Source organism: Streptomyces albicerus, assembly GCF_008905045.1.
Classification (GTDB): Bacteria; Actinomycetota; Actinomycetes; order Streptomycetales; family Streptomycetaceae; genus Streptomyces; species Streptomyces albicerus.
This window is the reverse complement of sequence record NZ_VWMY01000032.1, coordinates 37,159-57,237: the sequence shown is the minus strand read 5'-3', so window position 1 is coordinate 57,237 and position 20,079 is coordinate 37,159. Positions and strand designations below refer to the sequence as shown.

At 69.7% G+C, this 20,079-nt stretch carries 13 protein-coding genes and 3 pseudogenes; 2 read left to right on the top strand and 14 right to left on the bottom strand.

All coding sequences use genetic code 11. From position 1 onward, the window contains the following. Positions 1–11: 11 nt before the first annotated feature. The 7 genes from GAS53_RS27990 to solA all read right to left on the bottom strand — a co-directional run bounded on the left by GAS53_RS27990 (position 12) and on the right by solA (position 7,443). On the bottom strand, positions 12–1,292 hold the full coding sequence (locus tag GAS53_RS27990; protein ID WP_151480487.1) for an NAD(P)/FAD-dependent oxidoreductase: 1,281 nt from the start codon (positions 1,290–1,292) through the stop codon (positions 12–14). Positions 1,293–1,394: 102 nt separating this feature from the next. Further along, the gene (locus GAS53_RS27985) at positions 1,395–2,234 is read right to left on the bottom strand and encodes an ABC transporter permease (protein WP_192583316.1); all 840 of its coding nucleotides are present in this window, start codon (positions 2,232–2,234) and stop codon (positions 1,395–1,397) included. Further along, entirely contained in the window at positions 2,231–3,097 is an 867-nt protein-coding gene (locus tag GAS53_RS27980) for an ABC transporter permease (RefSeq protein ID WP_225859124.1), read from the bottom strand. Before GAS53_RS27980 ends, GAS53_RS27985 begins: the two co-directional genes overlap by 4 nt. 39 nt (positions 3,098–3,136) lie before the next feature. Continuing rightward, positions 3,137–4,303 carry an ABC transporter ATP-binding protein gene (locus GAS53_RS27975; RefSeq protein WP_225859123.1) on the bottom strand — a complete coding sequence of 389 codons (1,167 nt, stop codon included), beginning with the start codon at positions 4,301–4,303 and terminating at the stop codon, positions 3,137–3,139. Next, positions 4,296–5,393 (bottom strand): ABC transporter substrate-binding protein, encoded by a 1,098-nt coding sequence (locus tag GAS53_RS27970; protein ID WP_192583315.1) that lies wholly within the window; start codon positions 5,391–5,393, stop codon positions 4,296–4,298. Before GAS53_RS27970 ends, GAS53_RS27975 begins: the two co-directional genes overlap by 8 nt. A gap of 105 nt (positions 5,394–5,498) precedes the next feature. Next, complete coding sequence (locus tag GAS53_RS27965; protein ID WP_151480486.1) at positions 5,499–6,179, bottom strand: haloacid dehalogenase type II; 681 nt, start codon at positions 6,177–6,179, stop codon at positions 5,499–5,501. Between the two features lie 109 nt (positions 6,180–6,288). After that, positions 6,289–7,443: an N-methyl-L-tryptophan oxidase gene (solA, locus tag GAS53_RS27960; RefSeq protein ID WP_151480485.1), complete on the bottom strand. Its 1,155-nt coding sequence runs from the start codon at positions 7,441–7,443 to the stop codon at positions 6,289–6,291. A 280-nt stretch (positions 7,444–7,723) separates the two neighbouring features. On the opposite strand from solA, the gene GAS53_RS27955 reads away from it, so the two are divergent. Together GAS53_RS27955 and GAS53_RS56575 are read left to right on the top strand one after the other, a co-directional pair. Beyond that, positions 7,724–9,346: a PucR family transcriptional regulator gene (locus GAS53_RS27955; protein WP_151480558.1), complete on the top strand. Its 1,623-nt coding sequence runs from the start codon at positions 7,724–7,726 to the stop codon at positions 9,344–9,346. A 60-nt stretch (positions 9,347–9,406) separates the two neighbouring features. Further along, positions 9,407–9,543, top strand: a pseudogene (locus GAS53_RS56575) (exonuclease); the annotation flags it as partial. Between the two features lie 39 nt (positions 9,544–9,582). On the opposite strand, the gene GAS53_RS27945 reads toward GAS53_RS56575, so the two are convergent. The 7 genes and pseudogenes from GAS53_RS27945 to GAS53_RS27910 all read right to left on the bottom strand — a co-directional run bounded on the left by GAS53_RS27945 (position 9,583) and on the right by GAS53_RS27910 (position 20,073). Further along, the gene (locus GAS53_RS27945; RefSeq protein ID WP_151480484.1) at positions 9,583–10,029 is read right to left on the bottom strand and encodes a hypothetical protein; all 447 of its coding nucleotides are present in this window, start codon (positions 10,027–10,029) and stop codon (positions 9,583–9,585) included. A 347-nt stretch (positions 10,030–10,376) separates the two neighbouring features. Beyond that, positions 10,377–11,436, bottom strand: a pseudogene (locus GAS53_RS27940) (tartrate dehydrogenase). Positions 11,437–11,508: 72 nt separating this feature from the next. Next, positions 11,509–12,266 (bottom strand): annotated as a pseudogene (locus tag GAS53_RS27935) (LysR family transcriptional regulator). Between the two features lie 532 nt (positions 12,267–12,798). Next, on the bottom strand, positions 12,799–15,264 hold the full coding sequence (locus tag GAS53_RS27925; RefSeq protein WP_151480483.1) for a SpoIIE family protein phosphatase: 2,466 nt from the start codon (positions 15,262–15,264) through the stop codon (positions 12,799–12,801). A 192-nt stretch (positions 15,265–15,456) separates the two neighbouring features. Continuing rightward, positions 15,457–15,858: a hypothetical protein gene (locus tag GAS53_RS56570; protein ID WP_225859122.1), complete on the bottom strand. Its 402-nt coding sequence runs from the start codon at positions 15,856–15,858 to the stop codon at positions 15,457–15,459. Positions 15,859–15,981: 123 nt separating this feature from the next. Next, the gene (locus GAS53_RS27915) at positions 15,982–19,032 is read right to left on the bottom strand and encodes a glycosyl hydrolase (protein WP_151480482.1); all 3,051 of its coding nucleotides are present in this window, start codon (positions 19,030–19,032) and stop codon (positions 15,982–15,984) included. A 333-nt stretch (positions 19,033–19,365) separates the two neighbouring features. Beyond that, on the bottom strand, positions 19,366–20,073 hold the full coding sequence (locus GAS53_RS27910) for an ABC transporter ATP-binding protein (RefSeq protein WP_151480481.1): 708 nt from the start codon (positions 20,071–20,073) through the stop codon (positions 19,366–19,368). Between the last annotated feature and the right edge of the window lie 6 nt (positions 20,074–20,079).

The window sequence follows — 20,079 nt, the reverse complement described above, 5'->3', positions numbered from 1 at the left end:
CTGCCGACCGGTCAGCGGATGCGGTCCAGCGTCTTGTAGTAGGCGCCCGCGAAGGGCAGGAACCAGGCAGTGCCGTTGTAGAGGGGGATGCGGGGCGGGGCCAGGTCGCGGACGGGGCTGACCTCGGGGCGGCCGTCCATCACCTCGGCCATGACCTGCCCCATGTGCGTGGCCATCTGCACGCCGTGGCCCGCGTATCCCATGGAGTAGTAGACGCCGTCCTCGGTCTGCCCGGCGTGCACGATGCGGTCCATCGCGAAGCCGACGGAGCCGCCCCACACGTACTCGACCTTCGTCCGGGCGAGTTGGGGGAAGATCTCGCACATCTCACGGAACAGGACGGCCCCGCTCTTCTTGTCCGAGGTGGGGTCGGACGGTGCGAAGCGGGCGCGGCCGCCGAACAGCAGCCGGTTGTCCGGGGTGAGCCGGAAGTAGTGGCAGACCTGGTTGGAGTCGACGATGAGGCGGGCCTTCGGGATGATGTCCCGGGCGAGCTCCTCGCCGAGCGGCTCGGTCACGATGATGAAGCTGCCCAGGCAGACCTGCTGGCGGCGCAGCCACGGGAAGTTCTTGTCGGTGTAGGCGTCGGTGGCCATCATGACCTGCCCGGCGCGGATCACACCGCGCTCGGTGCTGACCTCGAACCGGCCGGCTGCGGTACGCCGCACGCCGATGGCAGCGTTGCGCTCGTGGATCTCGACACCGGTGCGCTCGCACGCCTCGGCCATGCCGCGCACGAAGCGGCCGACGTGCAGTGCGGCGCTGAACGGGTCGAGCAGGCCGCCGTGGTAGGCGTCGGATCCGATCTCGGAACGCAGCTCGGACTTGCCGATCAGTGTGGTCTCGTGTCCGAAGTGCTTGGCCAGGTCGCGCTGTTGGGCCTTCTTGCCTTCGAAGTGGGCGGGGCGGGACGCGACGCCCAGGCGTCCGACGCGGCGGAACTGGCAGTCGATGGACTCCTCGGTCACGAGCCGCTCGACAGTGTCGACGGCTTCGCCGTAGGAGTTGTAGATCTCGCGGGCCCGTTCGATTCCGTACCGGCGGATGGCCTGGCTCACGCCGATCGTGAAGCCCAGGTTCGCCATGCCTCCGTTGCGCGCTGAGGCACCGGAACCGATCTGGCCCTTCTCGACGAGGGTGACACGGGCACCCTTGCGGGCGGCGTGCAGGGCGGTGGACAGCCCCGTCAGGCCGGCGCCGACGACCACCAGGTCGGTGTCCTCGGTCAGCGGCTTGCCGGACCGGTCGGGAAACACCCCAGCGGTTTCTATCCAGTAGGGAATCGTCTTCATTTCGGGTCCTCTGCGGGGAGTTTCGAAGGGGGCGCGGCCCGGCCACCAGGGGCCCGGCCGACGGCGCTGTCAGCGGTAGCGCGGCCCGTGCCGGCGCACGGCTCAGGTGAGGGGTTCGACGGGGAGGACGTTCTGGCCGCCTCGGTGGCCGCCGAGTTTGCGGACGAGGGCGACCAGGGCGAGGGCGAGGACGGCCAGGGCGATGAGCACGGCGCTGACGGCGGTGACGGTCGGGTCGACGTCGAACTGGAGGGCGTTGAAGACCAGGACCGGCAGGGTGCGGGTGTCGGGCGTCGACATGAACTGGGCGATGAAGAACTCGTCGAAGCTGGTGATGAAGGAGAACACGGCGGCGGCGATGAGGCCGGGTGTGGCCAGAGGGAAGGTGATGCGCCGGGCGATGGTCATCCGGCTGGCGCCCATGCTGGCCGCCGCGTCCTCCAGCCGCTCGTCGATGCCCCTCAGCGTGGAGATCATGATGAGGATGGCGATGGGCGCGGCGAGCACGGTGTGCCCGAGGGCGATGGCCAGCGGGCTGCCGAGCATGCCGGCCGGTTCGAAGAAGAGGAACAGGCCGAGTGCGATGACCACCTGGGGGATGAGCAGCGGGGCCAGGACCAGGCCGTAGACCGCCGTGTGCAGGGGCAGTCGGCCGCGGGCCAGGGCGGTGGCGGCGGTGGCTCCCAGGATGAGGGAGAACACGGTGGTCAGTGCGGCGACCAGGCTGGACAGGGCGATGGAGGTGGCCCAGTTGCCGCCGGGCGCGGCCATCTGCTCGTACCAGTGGGTGCTGTACTCCTTGGGCGGGAAGGTGCCGATGCCGTCGGCACCGAAGGAGGTGACCAGGATGATGACGATGGGCATCGCCAGGAACAGCAGGATCGCGGTGGCGCTCAGGGCGCGGCCTATGTGTCCGGCCCGGGTGGCGGGCAGTTCCATCATGAGCTGCTCCTTCGTGCGTGTGCCTTCTTGCGGCGGAGCTTGGCCAGGCCGAGCACCCCGAGGCCGGCGAAGGTGAGCAGGAGCAGGATGACGCCGAAGGCGGCGGCCGAGTTCCACTGGTCCTGCTTCATCACCTGCTGGTCGATGAGCGCGGCGACGACGGTCTGCTTGTTGCCGCCCATCAGGGCCGGGGTGATGTAGTAGCCCAGGCACAGGATGAAGCTGAGCAGCCCCGCGGTGCCGATACCGGGCGCGACCAGCGGCAGGTAGATCCTGCGGAAGATGGTGAACCGGCTTGCGCCGAAGCCTGCCGCTGCGGCCAGGAGTCGGCCGTCGACGCCCCGCATCACGCCCTGCAGGACCAGGACGGTGTAGGGCAGCATCACCGAGGTGGTGCCGATGACCACACCGATCTCGTTGTAGAGCAGGGAGTAGGGGGCGCCGGGAGCGTGCACGGAGGTGGCCAGGGCGTTGATGAGGCCGTGTTCCCCGAGCATGATGATCCAGCCGTAGGTGCGTACCAGGGCACTGATGAAGTGCGGCACCACCACGATCAACATCGCCAGCGCGGCGAAGACGGGCCGCATCCGGGCGATGGCGTGCGCCAGGACAAAACCCACCAGGAGACTGAGCACCGCGGTCTCCGCGGAGATCCGCAAGGTGGAGAGCAGCACGGACAGGTTCACGCCGCTGAGGGCGTCGGCGTACCAGTGCAGGGTGAACCCGCCGGTGTCGCCTTCCAGGCTGAGGGAGAGGACGCCGATGATCGGGTAGACGAACAGCACCAGCAGGAACACCGTGACGGGGACGGCGTTGACCAGGGCGATCCGGGAGCGATGCCCGGGCATCGCGGACGTTTTCACACGCACCTTGGTAGGTGCGAGAGCGGTGCCGGCCACGTCTCACCCCCCGTCCGTGGCGTCGAAGAGGCTGACGTCGTCCCGGTCGGCGGTGACACACACCCGCTCGCCGGGACGCGGCGGGACGGCGGCGGTCTCGATCCGCAGCGGCGGCGTCCCCGGAGCGGCCCCGTCCAGGCGGACGGTGATCCGGGTGAGCGAGCCGACGTAGACGGCCGTCTCGACCGTGCCGGTACAGCAGCCCTCCTCGGCACTGACCAGGCGCAGCTTGCCCGGCCGCACCGCGGCGCGCACGCTCTGTCCGGGCACGCAGGGGTGGGCGCGGGCCGTGAGGACGCCGCCGGTGTCCAGCCGCACCTGGGTGCAGTCATCTGCTCCACCGTCCTCGACCTTGCCGGTGAGGAAGTTGGCGGCGCCCAGGAAGTCGGCGACGAACGGGGTGCAGGGGCGTTCGAACAGGCCGCGGGGGCTGTCGAACTGCTCGATACGGCCGTCCTTCATGATGGCGATCCGGTCCGACAGGACCAGCGCTTCCTCCTGATCGTGCGTCACGTAGACGACGGTCAGGCCGAGTTCACGCTGGATGGACTTGATCTCGGTCTGCATCTGGTCGCGCAGCTTCTTGTCCAATGCACCCAGCGGTTCGTCCATCAGCACGATCGGCGGACGGTAGACCAGCACCCGGCACAGGGCGACACGCTGCTGCTGACCACCGGAGAGCTCACGGGGCTTGCGGCCGGCGAACTTCGACAGGCCCGCCGCCTCCAGCGTCTCCCCGACCCGGCGGCGGATCTCCGCCTTGTCCACCCCCCGCAGTTGCAGGGGGAAGGCGACGTTCTCGGCGACCGTCATGTGCGGGAAGAGCAGGTACTGCTGGAAGACGAAACCGAAGTCACGCTTGCCCGGATTGAGCCGGGTGATGTCATGGCCGTCCACTGCGATGGAGCCGGAGTCGGGCTCGGTGAACCCGGCGAGCATCATCAGCGTGGTCGTCTTGCCGGAGCCCGACGCGCCGAGGAAGGTGACGAACTCACCCGCCGCGATCTCCATGTCCACACCGTCGACCACCGTCGTCCCGCTGTAGGACTTGCGCAGCCCCGTCACCGACAGCGACTTGCCCGTCGGTGAGGAGGAGCGAAGGGCCAGGGCAGCGGCGAGGTCGTCGGCGGACAGCTTTCCGGCGGTCAGACTCTGGGTCTGCTCAGGCATCGGCCCACTCCTGCCAGCGCTTGGTGACGGCGTCACGGTTCTTGTCCCACCAGGCCGCATCCGCGTCGAACCCGGTCTTGAGGTTCTGCGGCGAGGTCGGCAGCGTGGCCAGGACGTCGTCCGAGAGCAGCTTGGTCCCCGCCGGGACGACCGGGCCGCCGGTGGGGCTGAGCTTGGCGAACGCCGCCTGCACCTCGGGACGCAGCGAGAAGTCGATCAGCTTGTAAGCCGCGTCCGTGTTGTCCGCGCCCTTCGGGATGCCCCAGCCGTTGGTCATCCTGCGGGCGCCGTTCCACTGGTAGGCGACCGGCATCCCCTGCTTGATGAGGTCGTCCGCGCGACCGCCCCACAGGCTGGTCGCGACGACCTCCTTGCGGCCCAGCAGTACCGCCGGAAGGGCGCCGGTGTTCCAGAATTTCTTCACGTCACCGCGGATCCGTGACATCGACGCGAACGCCCGGTCCACATCCAGCGGGTACAGCTTGTCCAGCGGTACACCGTCGGCGAGCAGCGCGAACTCCAGCTCCGGCAGGTCCGCCTCCGCGCTCTGCAGCGAGCGGGGACCGCTGAAGGCGTCCGTGTTCCAGAAGTCGGCCCAGTTCTTCGGGACACGCTTGAGGCTGTCCGTGCGGTAGGCCATCACGCTCGCCCACACGTTCTTGCCGACCGCGTGCTCCGGCAGGTTGTGCTCCGCGATCCCGGCGCCCTTGGCACTCTGCAGCCGGTCGTGGTCCACCGGCTCCAGACACTCCAGCCGCGTCATCTTCTGGAAGTTCAGCAGTGTGTTGTCCATCAGGTCCACCTGCGGACGGCCCTGCTTGACCTGGGCGATGATTTGCGCCGACTGGTAGTTGACCGTCGTGACCGTGATGCCGGTCTCCTTGGCGAACGGCTCGTAGATCGCCTTGGTCAGAGCATCGTTGTAGGCGCCGCCGCTGTTGCTGACGACGAGGCTCTTCTTACCGCCGCCCGACGAGCCGCGGCTTTCGCCGGTGCCCATGAGGGTGCCGCAGCCGGTCACCGCGGTGCCGGCGGCCAGCGCGCCTGCGGTGCGGAGTACGGTTCTGCGTCCTATCCGGTTGGCTTCCATCGGGCGCCTCCTGGTGATGGGTGTGGATTCGGGGGAACGGAAAACGCTGGGGTGGGGGGTGGGGGTCCTTCGGGGGTGTTCGTGCGGGGCGAGGTGCGTCGCGCGTCAGATGCCGAGCATGGTGTTGAGGTCGTCCAGCGACTTCACGGTCACGTAGTCGTAGCCGTGGGTGACCGGGTCGCAGCCACGGTCCAGCAGGATCAGGTTGCGGAAGCCCATGTCGTGCATCGGCATCAGGTCGTAGCGGGTGTGCGAGGAGACGTGCACGAAGTCCTCGGGGGAGGCGTCGAGCTGGTCGAGCATGTACTCGAACGCGGCGTACCGGGGCTTGTAGTAGCCGGCCTGCTCCGCGGTGAAGACCGCGTGGAAGTCCGCCCCGAGCCGGGGCACGCTCTCCTCCAGGAAGGCGTCGCCGGCGTTGGAGAAGATCACCAGCTTGTAGTTCTCGCCCATCTTCTTCAGCGGTTCCGGCACGTCGGCGTGCGGGCCCCAGCTGCGCACGCCGTCGGCGAACCGCTTGCCCGCGTCCGGCGCCGCCTTCACACCCCACTTGCGGCAGACCCGCTCGAAGGAGTCCTGCAGCACCTCCTCGTAGGGGTAGTACTCGCCGCGGACCTGGTCGTAGCGGTAGCCGCGGAACTCCCGGACGAACTGGTCCCACTGCTCGGCGGGGATCTGGTCGCCGACGAGCTCACGCGTGATGGGGGTCATCGGCCACTCGACCAACGTGCCGTAGCAGTCGAACGAGACGTATTTCGGCCGGAACTGAAACGAGGGAATGGGCATGGAAGAGCTCCAATTCTTTACTGCAGGAACAGGGTGCGATGAAGGATTTGTCACTACTTTTCCGGCACATCTGTGACGGACGTCCCCATGGGGGCGAGGTGACTTCGGGTCAGACGGCGCCGGCTCCGGCCGGTGCCAGGAAGTCGACGGGATGGTCGGTGGTGCCGTTCAGGGCGAGGTCGGCGGCGATCTCTCCCATCGCGGGCGACAGTTTGAAGCCGCTGCCGGAGAAGCCGGCCATGACGATGATGTCGTCCTCGCCGGGGAGGCGGCCGACGAGCGGATTGCCGGAGTCGGTGTAGCCCTCCATGTAGGCCGACATCCTGATGGGGTCGGGGTTCAGATCGGGCATCAGCTCGCTGATGAACTCGCGGAGGGTGGCGAGTTCCTCCGGGCGGACCGTCCGGTCGAGCCGTTCGGGATCGGGTACCGGCAGATGGCGCGCGACGCGGTGGCCCAGCTGGAAGGAGAGGCCCAGCTTGACCGACATGCCGTCGGGCGACGGGAGCCCGTAGCAGTCGTGGGGTGTGCTGCGTACGAAGGCGGGGGCGCCGCCCGCGAACCAGTCGTGGCGGGTGGGGATGTGCCAGGAGCTGATCAGTCGGCGGACGTCGACCGCCCGCGGCAGGTCCGGGAGCAGGGTGTTGATCCAGGGGCCCACGGTCACCACCGCGGTGTCCACGTGATCCGTGCCCTGGTCGGTGACGATGTGCACCCCGCCGCCTGCCGCGGGCGCGATCTCCCGCACCGGGGTGTAGCGGTGCAGCCGGGCGCCCAGCTGCTCGGCACGGGCGGCGGCGGCCTGGACCGTCGCCTCGGGCCTGATGACGGCGCCCCTCCGGTCGAGGACGGCGGTGTGCCCGTCCGGGAGGCGGTGCTGCGGGTAGCGGCGGGCGAGTTCCTCCCGGTCCAGTACCTCGTGATCCAGCCGGTGGGTGGAGCTGGCGGCGAGCAGGAGGCTCATGGAGGGCGACGCGGTTTCGCCCATCACCAGGCATCCGCTGCGGCGTCGCAGCGAGAATCCGGTCTCGCCCTGGAGGCGGTCCCACATCCGGTCGGCGAGCCGCAGCAGCGGAATGTAGCCGGGTTCGCCGAGGTGGGCGGCTCGGAAGATGCGGGTCTCGCCCCCGGCGGCGCCGCGGTCGTGACCCGGCGCGTACCGGTCGTAGCCAATGACCTCGGCTCCACGGGCGGCCAGTCGCCACATGGCCTGGCTGCCCATGCTGCCGGCACCGATCACGGCGACGCGCTTCGGGATGCGCATGAGGTCGCTCCTTTCGATGGTGTGGTCTGGATGGCAGTCGGGTCTCAGCACGGTGCGGACACCGTGCGGATCCTTGCGGTTCGGGTCCCGCTGGGGATGGCGTTCACTTTCGGCCCGGGGGAACCTGCAGGTCAACCCACACTGTGTTCCACCTTGGGGCCTTCTCGAGACGGTCTGTCACTGCGGACGGCCGGGCTGCACAAAACACCGGCCACCCTCTTGTCACGGTGAGTGGCCGGTGCGAGGGTGAGCCCGATCCCCTCGCATGAAAGCACCCCCTATGCCGCCCAGACGCCCCGCAACCGGGCACTTCCCCACCATCACGGAGGTACTGCGGCTGCCCGTGCTCGCCGAAGGGATGCCGCGCGTACTGGCCGGTGAGTCACAACTGGACAGCGCGGTGCGCTGGGTGCATGTCACCGAACTGCTCAACCCCGCCGATTTCCTGGAGGGCGGCGAGCTGGTGCTGACGACCGGCATGCCGTATCCCGAGGACGCCTCCGAGCTGCGTGGCTACGTCGACCAGCTCGCCGACGTCGGCGCGGCCGGTCTGATCGTGGAGCTCGGTTACCGGTACCGGAAGGTGCCCGAAGAGCTGGTGGCGGCGTGCCGTGCCCGTGAAGTGCCGCTGGTCGAGCTGGCCCGTGGCGTCCGGTTCATCGACGTCACGCAGACGGTGCACGCGCTCATCCTTGACGCCCAGGGGGCCCTGCTGCGTCGCGGGAGGGAGATCCAGGACATCTTCACCGCCCTGACCCTGCGGGGCGCGGACCCCGAGGAACTGGTGCGCACCACCGCAGAGCTCACCGGAGCCCCCGTGGTGCTGGAGGATCTCACCCACCGGGTCCTGATGTGCGAGCTGCTCGGCCGGCCGTACGAGCCGGTGGTGTCGGCCTGGTCGCGGCGTTCGCGGGCCGCCCCGACGCCGGAGAGGATCACGCCGAGCGGCCCGGAGGGGTGGCTGATCGCGCCGGTGCAGGACCACCACGGGCTGTGGGGGCGGCTGGTCCTGCTGGAGGGCCGGCTGAACGCCGAGCCCGACCCGGAACACGTCCTGGTGCTGGAGCATGCGGCGGTCGCGCTGACCATGGCGCGCCTGGCCGGGCCGGCCTGGTGGGAGCGCCGGGCCCACCGCTCCGTACTGCGGGACCTGTACGAACGGCGTTTCCGCTCTCCTGCGGACGCGCGCGCCCGCGCCGAGGCGCTGGGGCTCCCGGCCTTCGGGCACCGGCTCTTCGCCTTGGTCATCCGCCACACGCACACCGGCACCGAGAGTGAGCACCTCGACGAACGGATCGCGAAGGCGCTGGCGCAGACCGGCGTCCGCGCCCTGGTCGGCGAGACGGCCCCGGGCCGGATCGGCGTACTTCTGGCACTGGCACAGGCGAGCGCCTGGCAGCCGGTCGCCGAGCGGATCGGCCGTCTGACCCGGGAGGAGCTCGGACCGGAGGCCGTCGTCGCCGTCGGCCCCGGGGTGACCGACCTTGCCGGGATCGCCCGGTCGTGGCAGGAGGCGGAGCAGACGGCCGAGGCCATCACACCGGCTTCCCCGGAGCGGTGGTTCTACGTCCCCGCCGACGTCCGGCTGCCGGAGTTGCTGGGCGTCCTGCGGGAGGACACCCGTCTGCAGCGGTACGCGGAACGGCAACTGACCCGCCTCATCGAGCACGACGACCGCAACAGCGGCGATCTGCTCTCGGCACTGCGCGCCTATCTGGCGGCGGCCGGGAACAAGTCGGACGCGGCGAAACGCGCCGGCATGTCCCGGCAGGCGTACTACCAGCGCCTCCACACCATCGAACGGCTCCTCGGCTGCGACCTGGAATCAGGTCTGCAGCGCACGTCCCTGCACGTCGCGGTGCTGGTCCTGGACGCAGGAGAAGCAGCTGTTCCCGGCGCATGACGGGCACGTCGGCCGTCACGCGGAGTGGCCGTGCGGCGACCGTGGCCAGAGGGAGACGCCTTGCGTACGTTCGTCGTGTTCGACCTTGAGTTCACGTAATGGCGGGGGCGCAGCGGGACTGGGCGGCACCGGGGCAGCTTCGTGAGATCGTGCAGATCGGTGCGCTGCGGCTGCGTGAGGACTTCTCCGTCACCGAGGAGTTGCCGTACGCAGTGGAGCGGTCGCAGTTTGGCCGCTCAGGTTTGGCACTGCGCCGTGCCGGCGGTAGACCACCCGCTCCAGGCGGCCCCGTCGGCACGGGCGTGTACACGAATCTCGACCTTCAGGGGCCCGCACACCCGGGTCGAGCTTCCCACCTCGGTGGGCTCGACGGTCCCACCTGCCGGGACATAGGTGCGACCGCTGCCCAACTTCACCCAGTGACCACCATTGACGACACGAAAGAACGCCTCGTAGGAGACGTTCACCGCCCTCGGCCCCGTGTTGCGCGCCTTGACGTACGCCGTGATCTCCCGAGTGTAGATTCGGCCTTCCTTTCCGCGTTCGGCGCTGATGCAGCCGTTGACAGCCACCCGGCCGGTCGACACACCGCCGCCGCAGGCGACTGCCGCGGCGTGAGCGTTCGTCGGAATAGCCAGCATGGTGAGCGCGGCAGCGCTCAGGATTGTTCCGATACGCCTCACATGCACAACTCTGTTCCCTTCGCCCCTGATTGCCTCAGAGGAACCATGACGCGTTGAGGCGTGGAGGGCAGCGGTTCATCGAGTTTTTCACTCCAACGGAAGCGGGCAGTGCTCCGGCACGCGAGGTAGAACTATCGAAGGTTCTGACCCAGGCACTTAGCATCCGCCCGTGGCTGAACTCCCGCACCGGCGACGGAGAAAACGGGGCGCAACCGGGGCGCGGAACGGTCCTCGCCACGAGGGAGGGCCGGTGGGGGGAGCGGCTCGGGAAAGGGGAGAGGTCGCGCGGGAGTGCCCGGTGAGCGGTGGGCGGCGTCGTCGCTGCCGCCCACCGAGCGGGAGATGGCTCAGAGAAGTTCGATCAGCTTGTCGGTGAACTCGGCGGTGGTCGCGGTTCCGCCCAGGTCACGGGTGCGGATATCGGTCTTGGCCAGGACCGAGGCGATCGCGTCCGTGATGTCCCTGGCCGCGGCGGGATGGCCGAGGTGGTCGAGCATCATGGCCGCGGACCAGATCGCGCCCAGCGGGTTGGCGGTGCCCTGGCCCGCGATGTCGGGCGCGGAGCCGTGCACCGGCTCGAACATCGAGGGGAAGTCCCGCTCGGGGTTGAGGTTGGCCGCCGGGGCGATGCCGATGGATCCGGCGACCGCGGCCGCGAGGTCGCTGAGTATGTCGCCGAAGAGGTTGGAGGCGACGACGACGTCGAAGCGGGCTGGTTCGAGGACGAACTTGGCCGCGAGCGCGTCGATGTGCTCCTGGTCCCAGGCGACCTGCGGGAACGAGGCGGCCCGCTCGGTGACGAGCTGGTCCCAGAACGGCATGGTGTGCACGATGCCGTTCGACTTGGTCGCGGAGGTCAGGCGGCCGCCGCGCTGGGAGGCGAGCGTGAAGGCGTAGTCCAGCACGCGTGTGACGCCGGCCCGGGTGAAGACGGCCTCCTGCACGGCGATCTCGTCCGGGAAGCCCCTGTTGAGCCGGCCGCCGACCTCGCTGTACTCGCCTTCCATGTTCTCGCGCACGACGACGAAATCGACCTCGCCCGGCCGTGCGCCGCGCACCGGACTGTCGATGCCTTCGAAGACACGGATGGGGCGGAGGTTGACGTACTGGCGGAAGCTGCGCCGGATCGGGATCAGCAGCCCCCACAGCGAGACATGGTCGGGCACCCCGGGTATCCCACCGCGCCCAGCAGGATCGCGTCCTTGTCGCGCAGCTGGTCGATCCCGTCGGCGGGCATCATGGCGCCCTCCCGCAGGTACCGCTCGCACGACCAGTCGTTGTACGACGTGTAGGACAGGCTGAAGCCGTGGCGGCGGCCGAGAACATCGAGCACCTGCTGTGCTGGGGCAGTACCTCGGCGCCGATGCCGTCGCCGGGGATCAGGCCAATGCGGTGGTTCGTCGTCATGCCGTCAATTGCAGCAAGGCGGTCCGTGGAGCGTCCAAGACGCAAAGCGGATTCCCTTATAAGCGGTGCCTATCAGCTGTCGGCGGCCGAGGTGGCGGCCGTGACGAACGCGGCGGCTGCGGGTGACAGGCTGCCGCGGCGGCTGACGAGGGCGATGTCCAAGGTGGTCTCCGGCTCGATGTCCAGGACGCGGGCGCCCAGTCGCCGGGCGACGTCCCGCCAGGAATCCGTGACCACCGCGAGCCCGACCCCGGCCAGTACCAGGGGCATGAGCGACACGCGGTGCTCGGTCTCGGCGGCGACGGTGAACTCGATGCCCTGTTCCCGCAGCGCGTCGACGTTGGCACGCATTCCGGTACCCGGCTGCCCGACGATCAGCCGCTGTCCCGCAAGCTCCCGGCACTCCACCGCCGTCCGATCAGCGAACGGGCCGTCGGCCGGCGCCACCAGCACAAAACGCTGTCGCCCCAGCGCATGTGAGACGACCTCCTTGTCGGAGACCAAGGTCGTCAGCGGCTCCACCGCCTGCGACGGCATCGACGCCACATCCAGGCGCCCCTCACGCAGCTCATGCACCGCGGCGACACTCGCCCGCGCCGTCTCCAGACTCCGCACGGCCTCCCGGGCAGGCTCGATCAGGGCACTTCCGGCCTCCGTCAGGACTGCCCTACGCCCGATGCGATGGAACAGCTCGGAGCCGAGATCACGCTCCAGTGCTTGCACGGCCTGCGACAGCGACGGCTGCGACACGTACAGAGCCGAGGCCGCACGGTTGAACCCCCCCCACGATCAACAATCGCGAGGAAGTACTCCAGCTGCCGAATGTCCATACGCGCCCTCTGCCCCTCAAGAAATCAACCGACGACTCGATTGGTCCCGATCATGCCGCGCGCCTGGGGTGTCCATCATCGCCGAGGTGAAGCGAAAGAGCCCCAGCAAGGCGCGCTGGCGGACATCCCCGCCCCTGCGTCCCTCGCGGCCCAGTACGTGGCCGGCTCACGGACTTGATGGGGTTGTGCAAAGGGTTGGGTCTCACGCCGCTCGTGGGGGCGCACACGGCCGACGAAGTGCGGCGCGCTGCCGCCGCAGCGGGAGCCTGCCGCCCCCGCGTAGGCGGCCGCTGTGCGTAAGCAACTGGGCGTGGGCGAAGGAGCATTCGTGCCCTCGTGGGGTAAACGGGATCGCCGTCCTGGCTGCGCTGCGGCGGGCGGCTGGGCCTCGGCGGGACCGTCGGCTGATCATCACCTCGATGTGACGTACCCGCTCGCACGCGTCTGGAGCGCGTGTGCGCGGTGCGCACAGCGCATGACCGGTACGCGGGCAGGCAACCGCTCGCGCTCGAGGGCCCGCCGGGCTCGGATTTCATCGCGGGTCGGGCTCGGGCTCGGTGAGGGTCTGCGCGCACCAGATCGTCTTGCCGTCGGTGGTGTGCCGGGTGCCCCACCCCTGGGTGAGCTGGGCGACGAGCAGCAGGCCCCGGCCACCCTCGTCGAAGGCGCGCGCCCGGCGTAGGTGCGGTGAGGTGTTGCTGGCGTCGGAGACCTCGCAGATCAGGGAGGTGTCGTGAATCAGCCGCAGCCTGATCGGGGGCTCGCCGTATCTGATGGCGTTGGTGACCAGCTCGCTGACAACCAGTTCGGTGACGAACGACGCCTCCTCCAGGTCCCAGGCCTCCAGCTGTTCGATGGCGAACTTCCTGGCGCGCGGCACCTGCGCGGGGTCGGGTACGACGTCCCAGTCGGCGACATGCTGGGGATCCAGCGCGTGGGTGCGAGCGAGCAGCAGGGCGGCGTCGTCGGTACGGCGTTCGGGAAGCATGGCGTCCATCACCGTGTCGCAGAGGCCCTCCAGTGAGCTGGCCGAATGGTTCAAGGCCCGCAGCAGTTCGGCGATCCGCTGGTCGACGTCGCGCTCGCGGCTCTCCACCAGTCCGTCGGTGTAGAGGGCTAGCAGGCTGCCCTCGGGCAGTTCGACTTCGATGGCCTCGAAAGGCAGCCCACCGATGCCGAGCGGTGGTCCAGGCTGTGCGGGTGCCGGGGACGTGGTGCCGTCCGGGGAGATGATCAGCGGCAGCGGATGACCTGCGCTCGCCAGTGTGAAGCGGCGGGAGACCGGGTCGTAGACGGTGTACAGGCAGGTGGCCCCGAACTCGCCGGTCGGCTGGAAGCGGCCGGCGGGCTGGAGGTCGCTGGCGAGGTGGATGACCGGGTCGTCCAGGTGGGTCAGCAACTCGTCCGGCGGCAGGTCCACGTCGGCGAGCGTGCGGACCGCCATACGCAACCGGCCCATGCTGGCCGAGGCGTGCAGGCCGTGACCGACTACATCGCCGACGACCAGGGCGACCCGGGCACCGGAGAGCGGAATGACGTCGAACCAGTCACCACCCACTTCCGCGCCGGTTCCGGCGGGCAGGTAGCGGGATGCCACCTCGAGCGTCTCCTGGCTTGGCAGCCGTTGCAACAGCAGACTGCGTTGCAGGGTCAGCGCGGTCGTGCGCTCGCGCGAGTACCGGCGGGCGTTGTCGATGGCGACGGCTGCCTTGGCCGTCAGCTCCTCGGCGAGGATCAGGTCGTCGGCGGTGAAGGCCTCGGGCCGGTCGCTGCGGGAGAAGGTGACGACGCCGAGCAGCGCGCCGCGGGCCCGGAGTGGCACGGTGATCCGGCCGGTCAGCCCGTCCGCGGCGATGGATTCGTCGACCAACGGGTTGCCCGGCGGCCAGTGGGCCGGGTCGGCGGCGAGCCCGGGCCCGAAGGCCCATTCGCCGCCCTGGCCGGGTTCGGCGGCGAGTTCAACCGTGGACCTGCCGGTGGCCATGCAGCGGGCGGCGACGGAACCGGGAGTGTGACTGACCGGCATCGGGTGCCCGGGAGCCCGGTCGGTGTCACACTTCGCGCTGTGTCGGGCGGCGCGGCTGAGCGTGATGGCTTCGCCGGAGGCGGAGGCGGGGGAAAGGGGCGGTTCCTCTCCGTGCAGCACCTCGTCGAAGAGATCGACGGTGACGAGGTCGGCGAATCCCGGCACCGGGGTCGTGGCCAGTTCCTGGGCGGTGCCGAGCACGTCGAGCGTCCGGCCGATGCCGCCGCTGGCCTCGTTGAGGATGAGCAGGCGCTGCCGGGCCCAGTACTCGGCGCTCATGTCGAATCCCCAGTTGGCGACGGCGCGGACCCTGCCCTCGGCATCCCGCACGGGCCACATGCTGGTCGCCCAGGCGTTGGCGTAGTCGCTGCCGAGCGGGCGGAAGACCGTGATGAGACGCGCGGGCTCGCCCGTCCTCGCCACCTCGGCGAGCTGGTCGGTGTAGGGCTTGTCGTCCCTTTCGGGAAACAGCTCGCGGTCGAATTCCGGAAACAGCTCGCGGTACTTCTTACCGAGCACTTGCTCCTCGGAGTGCGCTATCACCCGGCCCGAGGAGGCGTTGATCCACAGAAACCGCAGCTCAGGGTCGTAGACGCCCAGAGCGAAGGGGCACTGTTCGAAGGCCAGGTCGGCGATCACCGGGCGGCGTTCCCAGCGGTGGACGGTCACCGCATGGCCCAGCGCCCGGCCGTTGGCGCCGAACAGCGGGTGAGCCGACACCAAAGCGTCCACCGTGGAACCGTCCCGGTGGCGCAGGGGGACGAGCCGCGTGTGGTCGGGGCCGCTGCCGTAGCTCTCGGGGAAGCCGGATGGTGGGGGAGCGGCCAGCAGGTCGGTCACGGGGCGCCCGACGGCGTCCTCCGCCGTCCAGCCCAGCAGTAGCCGCCCGTTCTCGCTCCAGCCGCTCACCACGCCGTCCGGGCCCACCACAAGCGCGGCAGTGCGGACATCCTGCTTGCCGGCCCAGTCCACGCGCCACGCCTCCGTCCGGACAACTGTGCCCGTCAGGGCTGGTTTCCAGCCGCCAGTTTCCAGCCTAAGCGCTTCGCTGGATGTCCGGTGTGTCGTCTGCGGGTGCATCGTGGCTGGTCGCGCCCACGCGGCGGAGCCGCCTATCGATACAGCCCAGCGCCCCTTCAAAGCGCTGCCATACCGCACCGGACTTCACCGAGACCGCTTAGGTCCGTTTCTGCCCACGGCGCCCCGGCCGGTGCGTTCCTGACCGCCGGGTGCAGGGCTGAGCGGCCGGCGCCTGCGCGCCCCGCTCGACAGCAAGCGCAGCAGGTCCGCCGTGACTCGGTCGTCGTGGGCCGAGCAGTGCCAGTCGCAGCCGAGGAAGTCCAGGCCCGAGTCGTCGAGGAACCAGTAGCGGACCCGGCTGTCGCCGGCGTCGTTACGCGCCTTGACCACCTGCTGGACCTGGCCGGCGTACTGGCGGGCGCCTACCGCCACGATGGTCGTGTCGGCCCCGCAGCGCGTGCACAGCTTCTGGATGAAGTCGCCGTAGGCGCCCGCCCCGGCCTCCCCGGTCGAGGGCCGTGTGACCGGCCCGGTCTGCGACCTCACGACGTACTCCTTCACCGTTCTGCGCACTCGCACGGACAGCGTCGTGCGCGCCCGCACCGAAAGCGGTCAGCCATGACTCGGCAGCCGCGCCCGACCCCCACCGCACCAGGCGCGCCGGGCGAGTCACGCCTTGATGCCGTGCTCGGCGTAGGGGATGAGGCGTACCGGTCCGAGCAGCCCGTAGGGCTGTGTCCTGACGGGGCGTTTGAGGAAGCGGGAGTAGCCGGGTACGCCCTTCTCAGCGAGCGCGGTCAGCTGGTTCTTCAGGGTCGTGGTGACCTCGACCTCGATGACGTTCCGGCCCGGCCGTAACGAGGCGCCGATGTCGATCCGGGGCGGGGCGACGCTGGCCGGGTGGACGCGCCGGCCGTTGACCCGGACCTGGACGCCGCCCTCGACGCGGCCGAGTTCGAGGTAGGCGCCGCGGCCCCGACCGGTCCAGTGCTCGTCGAGCATGACCGCCGTCCGGTAGGTGCCGGTGCCCGACGTCGCCCGCAGCCGGGGAATGGTCCGCCAGTCCGCCAGCCGTTCGAGGCGGAGCGTGTGGCGTTCCTGCCCGCTCGGGACCGCGCCTTCCACGTGCAGCGACCAGTGCTCCGGCTCCAGCGGGCGGGGGAGTGCCCCGAAGTCGACCGTGACCGTCCGTCCGTCGTCGAGCCGGGCGGTCGCGGCGCCTGGTCCGGTGGAGCGCAGGCGCAGTTCGTGCCCGCGGACGACGACGGCTTCCGCGGTGGTGGACTCGATGTGCTGGCTGACGGGCCGTTCGAAACCGATCACCGTGCTCTCGCCGGGGGCCAGCTCGACCGGTACCGCGATTCGCCCGTCGCCGACCCGGAAGCGGCCCAGTGGGCGGACCTCGCCGGTCCACAGGTCCCAGAGGTCAGGAGCCCGGTCGCCGACCGCGAAGGAGGCCGTGAAGCGTGCGGTCGCACCGCCGACGAGTCGGATGGTCTCGTCAAAGGCGGCTGACGTGTTGCACAGGAACCAGTAGTCGCCCGTGGGAGTCCGCCGGTGCACGCCGTACACCTGCTGCGGACGGTCGAACGACACATCGGGCCGGACACCGAGCTGCTCGAGCGCCGCGGGCACGCCGGCCTCGTCCCGTACCAGCCGGACCCGCGGCGAACGCCGGAGGTGCGCCACGGCGTCGCGCACCAACACGTCCTCCCGCTGGGGGTCTCGGTAGCTCACCCCCCGGTCGGGGAAGCGGCCGACGAACACGATCGGCAGGCCGTCGCGCGCGAAGGTCACCAGCCGCCGCGCCACGACCGCGGACATGGCGTCGCTGCAGTCGACCACGCCCTGGTGCTTCGACGCGTCCAACTCGACGACCAGTGCGGCATAGCCCGGTGCTCGCACCACCAGCCGCCCGTCCCGCACCGCTGTGTCCTCTTGGGCGAGGGAACCGGGGTTGACCATGTCGAAGCTGTATCCCGACCCGGCCAGGGCGGCGTTCAGCAGCGGATCGCCGCGCTCGTCCGTGCGCGGGTCGTCGACCCGGCCGTATCCCTGGACATCGCGGTAGACGGCGATGTCGGTGACCGGATGCCCCGCCCTGAGTACCGTCTGCGCCCGGGCGAAGTAGTCGGTGAGCGGTCGCAGGTGCCGCCACAGCGGGAGCGCCGGAGTGAACCCTTCACCGAACCCGAACTCCCGTCCGGCGAGGTCGTACTCGGAAGACCACGGCCACCACGAGGGCCAGCCCGCGCCGTGAGCGGTCTTGTAGGGGTATCCGTGGAGGACCAGCTCGTTCGCTCCACCGACGAAGCCCTTGTCGGCAACGTACTTCAAGGCCTCGGGGGTGATCATGTAGTCGCCGTGGGTGATGTCCCCGATCTCGAGCGAAGCGAACTCGTGCCCGGCCAGGCGGCCGCCCGACGTGATGGTCCGTGTGAAGCCGACCGGGCCGTCGAACGGGTCGGCGTCCGGAGCTACGTACGCCTTGTTGACGGCGACGACGTCCATGGTCAGCATGTGCCCGCGCCCCTGGAAGTCAAGGCCGTGGCCACGAGCCCACGCGCGTGCCGGGCGCACGTGGTTGTCCACCCACAGCTCCGTCAGAGTCTCGTTGTAGTCGTGCCGGATGCGTCGGCCGACACTGCTGGCGTAGTCGTAGACCTGTTCGCCGGCCTCGAGGTCGTCGGAGTGCCAGCCGACGACGGCCAGCGCCGGGAGGAAGCCGGTCAGGTCATAGCCCCGGCGAGCACGGAACTCCTCCAGGAACCGGCCGGTCCACAGCAGGCCGGTGAACTGGAACTCCAGTGAGTCCTCATGGAAGCGGTCGGCCACCTCGGCGGCGAGTGGCCCGAGGTGGTTGAGGAGGCGCCGGCCGAGGTCGGCGGTTGCCGCCCTGGTGGCGTCCGGGTTGAGCTGGTCCAGCACCAGGGGGTCGTTCGGCCTCGTGCTGTCGTTCGACTGCTGGCCGGTGGGCACCTGCCAGAACCCGAACACGACCCATCGCCCCGCGGGTACCGTCCAGTGCACCCTGCCCTGCCCGTCCAGGGTCGGCGTGAGGTCCATGGTGTGTTCCGCGTCCAGGACTGCCGGTGCCTGGAGCCGAGCGGCCACGACGGCCACCAGCCGCGCGGTGCGTGGGTTTACGTCGCCGGGCCGCGGCGGGGCGCCGCTGAACCTGGATGGCCCCGTCACTTCCCGATGACCGAACACAAGCTGCTGCTGGGCGAGGGGGGAGAACCGGCCGGACACGGCAGGGCTGTTCCACGGCCAGCCCGAGCTCACCTGGAAGTCGATGCGGAAGTCGTGGTCACGTGCCGCCCGCAGAGCCGTCTCGATGCGGCGGGCCCAGTGGGGCGTGCCCCACAGGAACCGTTCGGGCGGACGCCGGTCGTTCGGGTGGGCGAGGCCGGGGGTCTCGAAGAATTGCGCGCCACCGAAGCCGGCCTTCACCATTTCCCCGATTTCGGCGCGGAGTTCGGTGTCCTTCACGGCCGGACCGGGCCACCACCACGTGACCCGGGGGCGAAGCCGCGGGCCAGGGTCCCGGAACGTCTCCGCCAGGTGGCCGTCCGCGGAGGTCTTACTCGTTGCGGTCGGGTTGCTGTCCGGGAAGGGAGGCGCGGCTGCGCCCGGCAGCATCAGGGTCGCGCCGAGGGCTCCGAAGCCACCGAGGAACATACGTCGGTCGATGCCGGAGTCATTCTGGTCGGTGGTCATCTACCGTCCTCTCCCCGCGAGTTGACCTCAGCCTGGGGAGGGGGAATGGTCGCCGCCATCGGCCGATGGTCTAGCGGCGGCCAACGAAGGTATGCGACCGGGCTCCTTCGGTCCCGCGGGCACCGGACATGGCGCTTCCCTCCCTGACCCCGGTCACAGACCGGGGTCAGGGAATCCTTCAGTGGGGCCAATCCACCATCCAATGAGGGATCAGGCGTGGCTACGCTCTTTACCGGCTGGGTGCTTTCGGCGCTCGGCGGTGGCGAACGATGTTGATCGGATGGCTCTTCGCTCTGGCGGCGGTCGTCCGTCTGGCCGTGCGGGCACGGCTACTCATCGCGCGTTCACCTGCTCCGTGAGCTTGCCCTTGCGCAGGTTGAGAACGCGGTCGGACTGCGTGGCCAGCTGCTGGGAGTGGGTGACGACGACCACGCATTTGCCCTGCTCGTGGGCGAGTTCGCGGAAGGTGTCGATGATGCCCTGGGCGGTGTCCTCGTCGAGGTTTCCGGTGGGTTCGTCGGCGAAGAGGATGTCGACGTCGCAGGCGAGGGCGCGGGCGATGGCGACGCGCTGTTGCTGGCCGCCGGAGAGCTGCAGCACATTGCGGGTGGCCATGGCCTTGTCGAGGCCGATCTTCTCGAGGAGCTGCAGGGCGCGGGTCCTGCGGCTTCCGGTCGCGGGCTTGGCGCCGGTGATTTCCATGGCGGTGGTGACGTTCTGAAGGGCGGTCATGTAGGTGAGGAGGTTGTACTGCTGGAAGATCGTGGCGGCGTGCTTGTTGCGGTAGCTGCCGAGCCCGAGCTTGGTGAGGTCCTGTCCGTCGAAGCTGATCGTGCCCTTGGTGGGGGTGTCGAGCCCGCTGGCGAGGCTGAGCAGGGTGGTCTTGCCGCTGCCCGAGGGGCCCAGGATGGTGTAGAACGTGCCGCGTTCAAAGGCGTAGTCGATGCCCTTGAGTACCGTCGTCCTGCGGCGCTGGCCGACGTAGGTGTGGCTGACGTCGGCGAGGCGCAGGACGGGCGGGGTGGTGGTGGCGCTGGTCATGGCGGG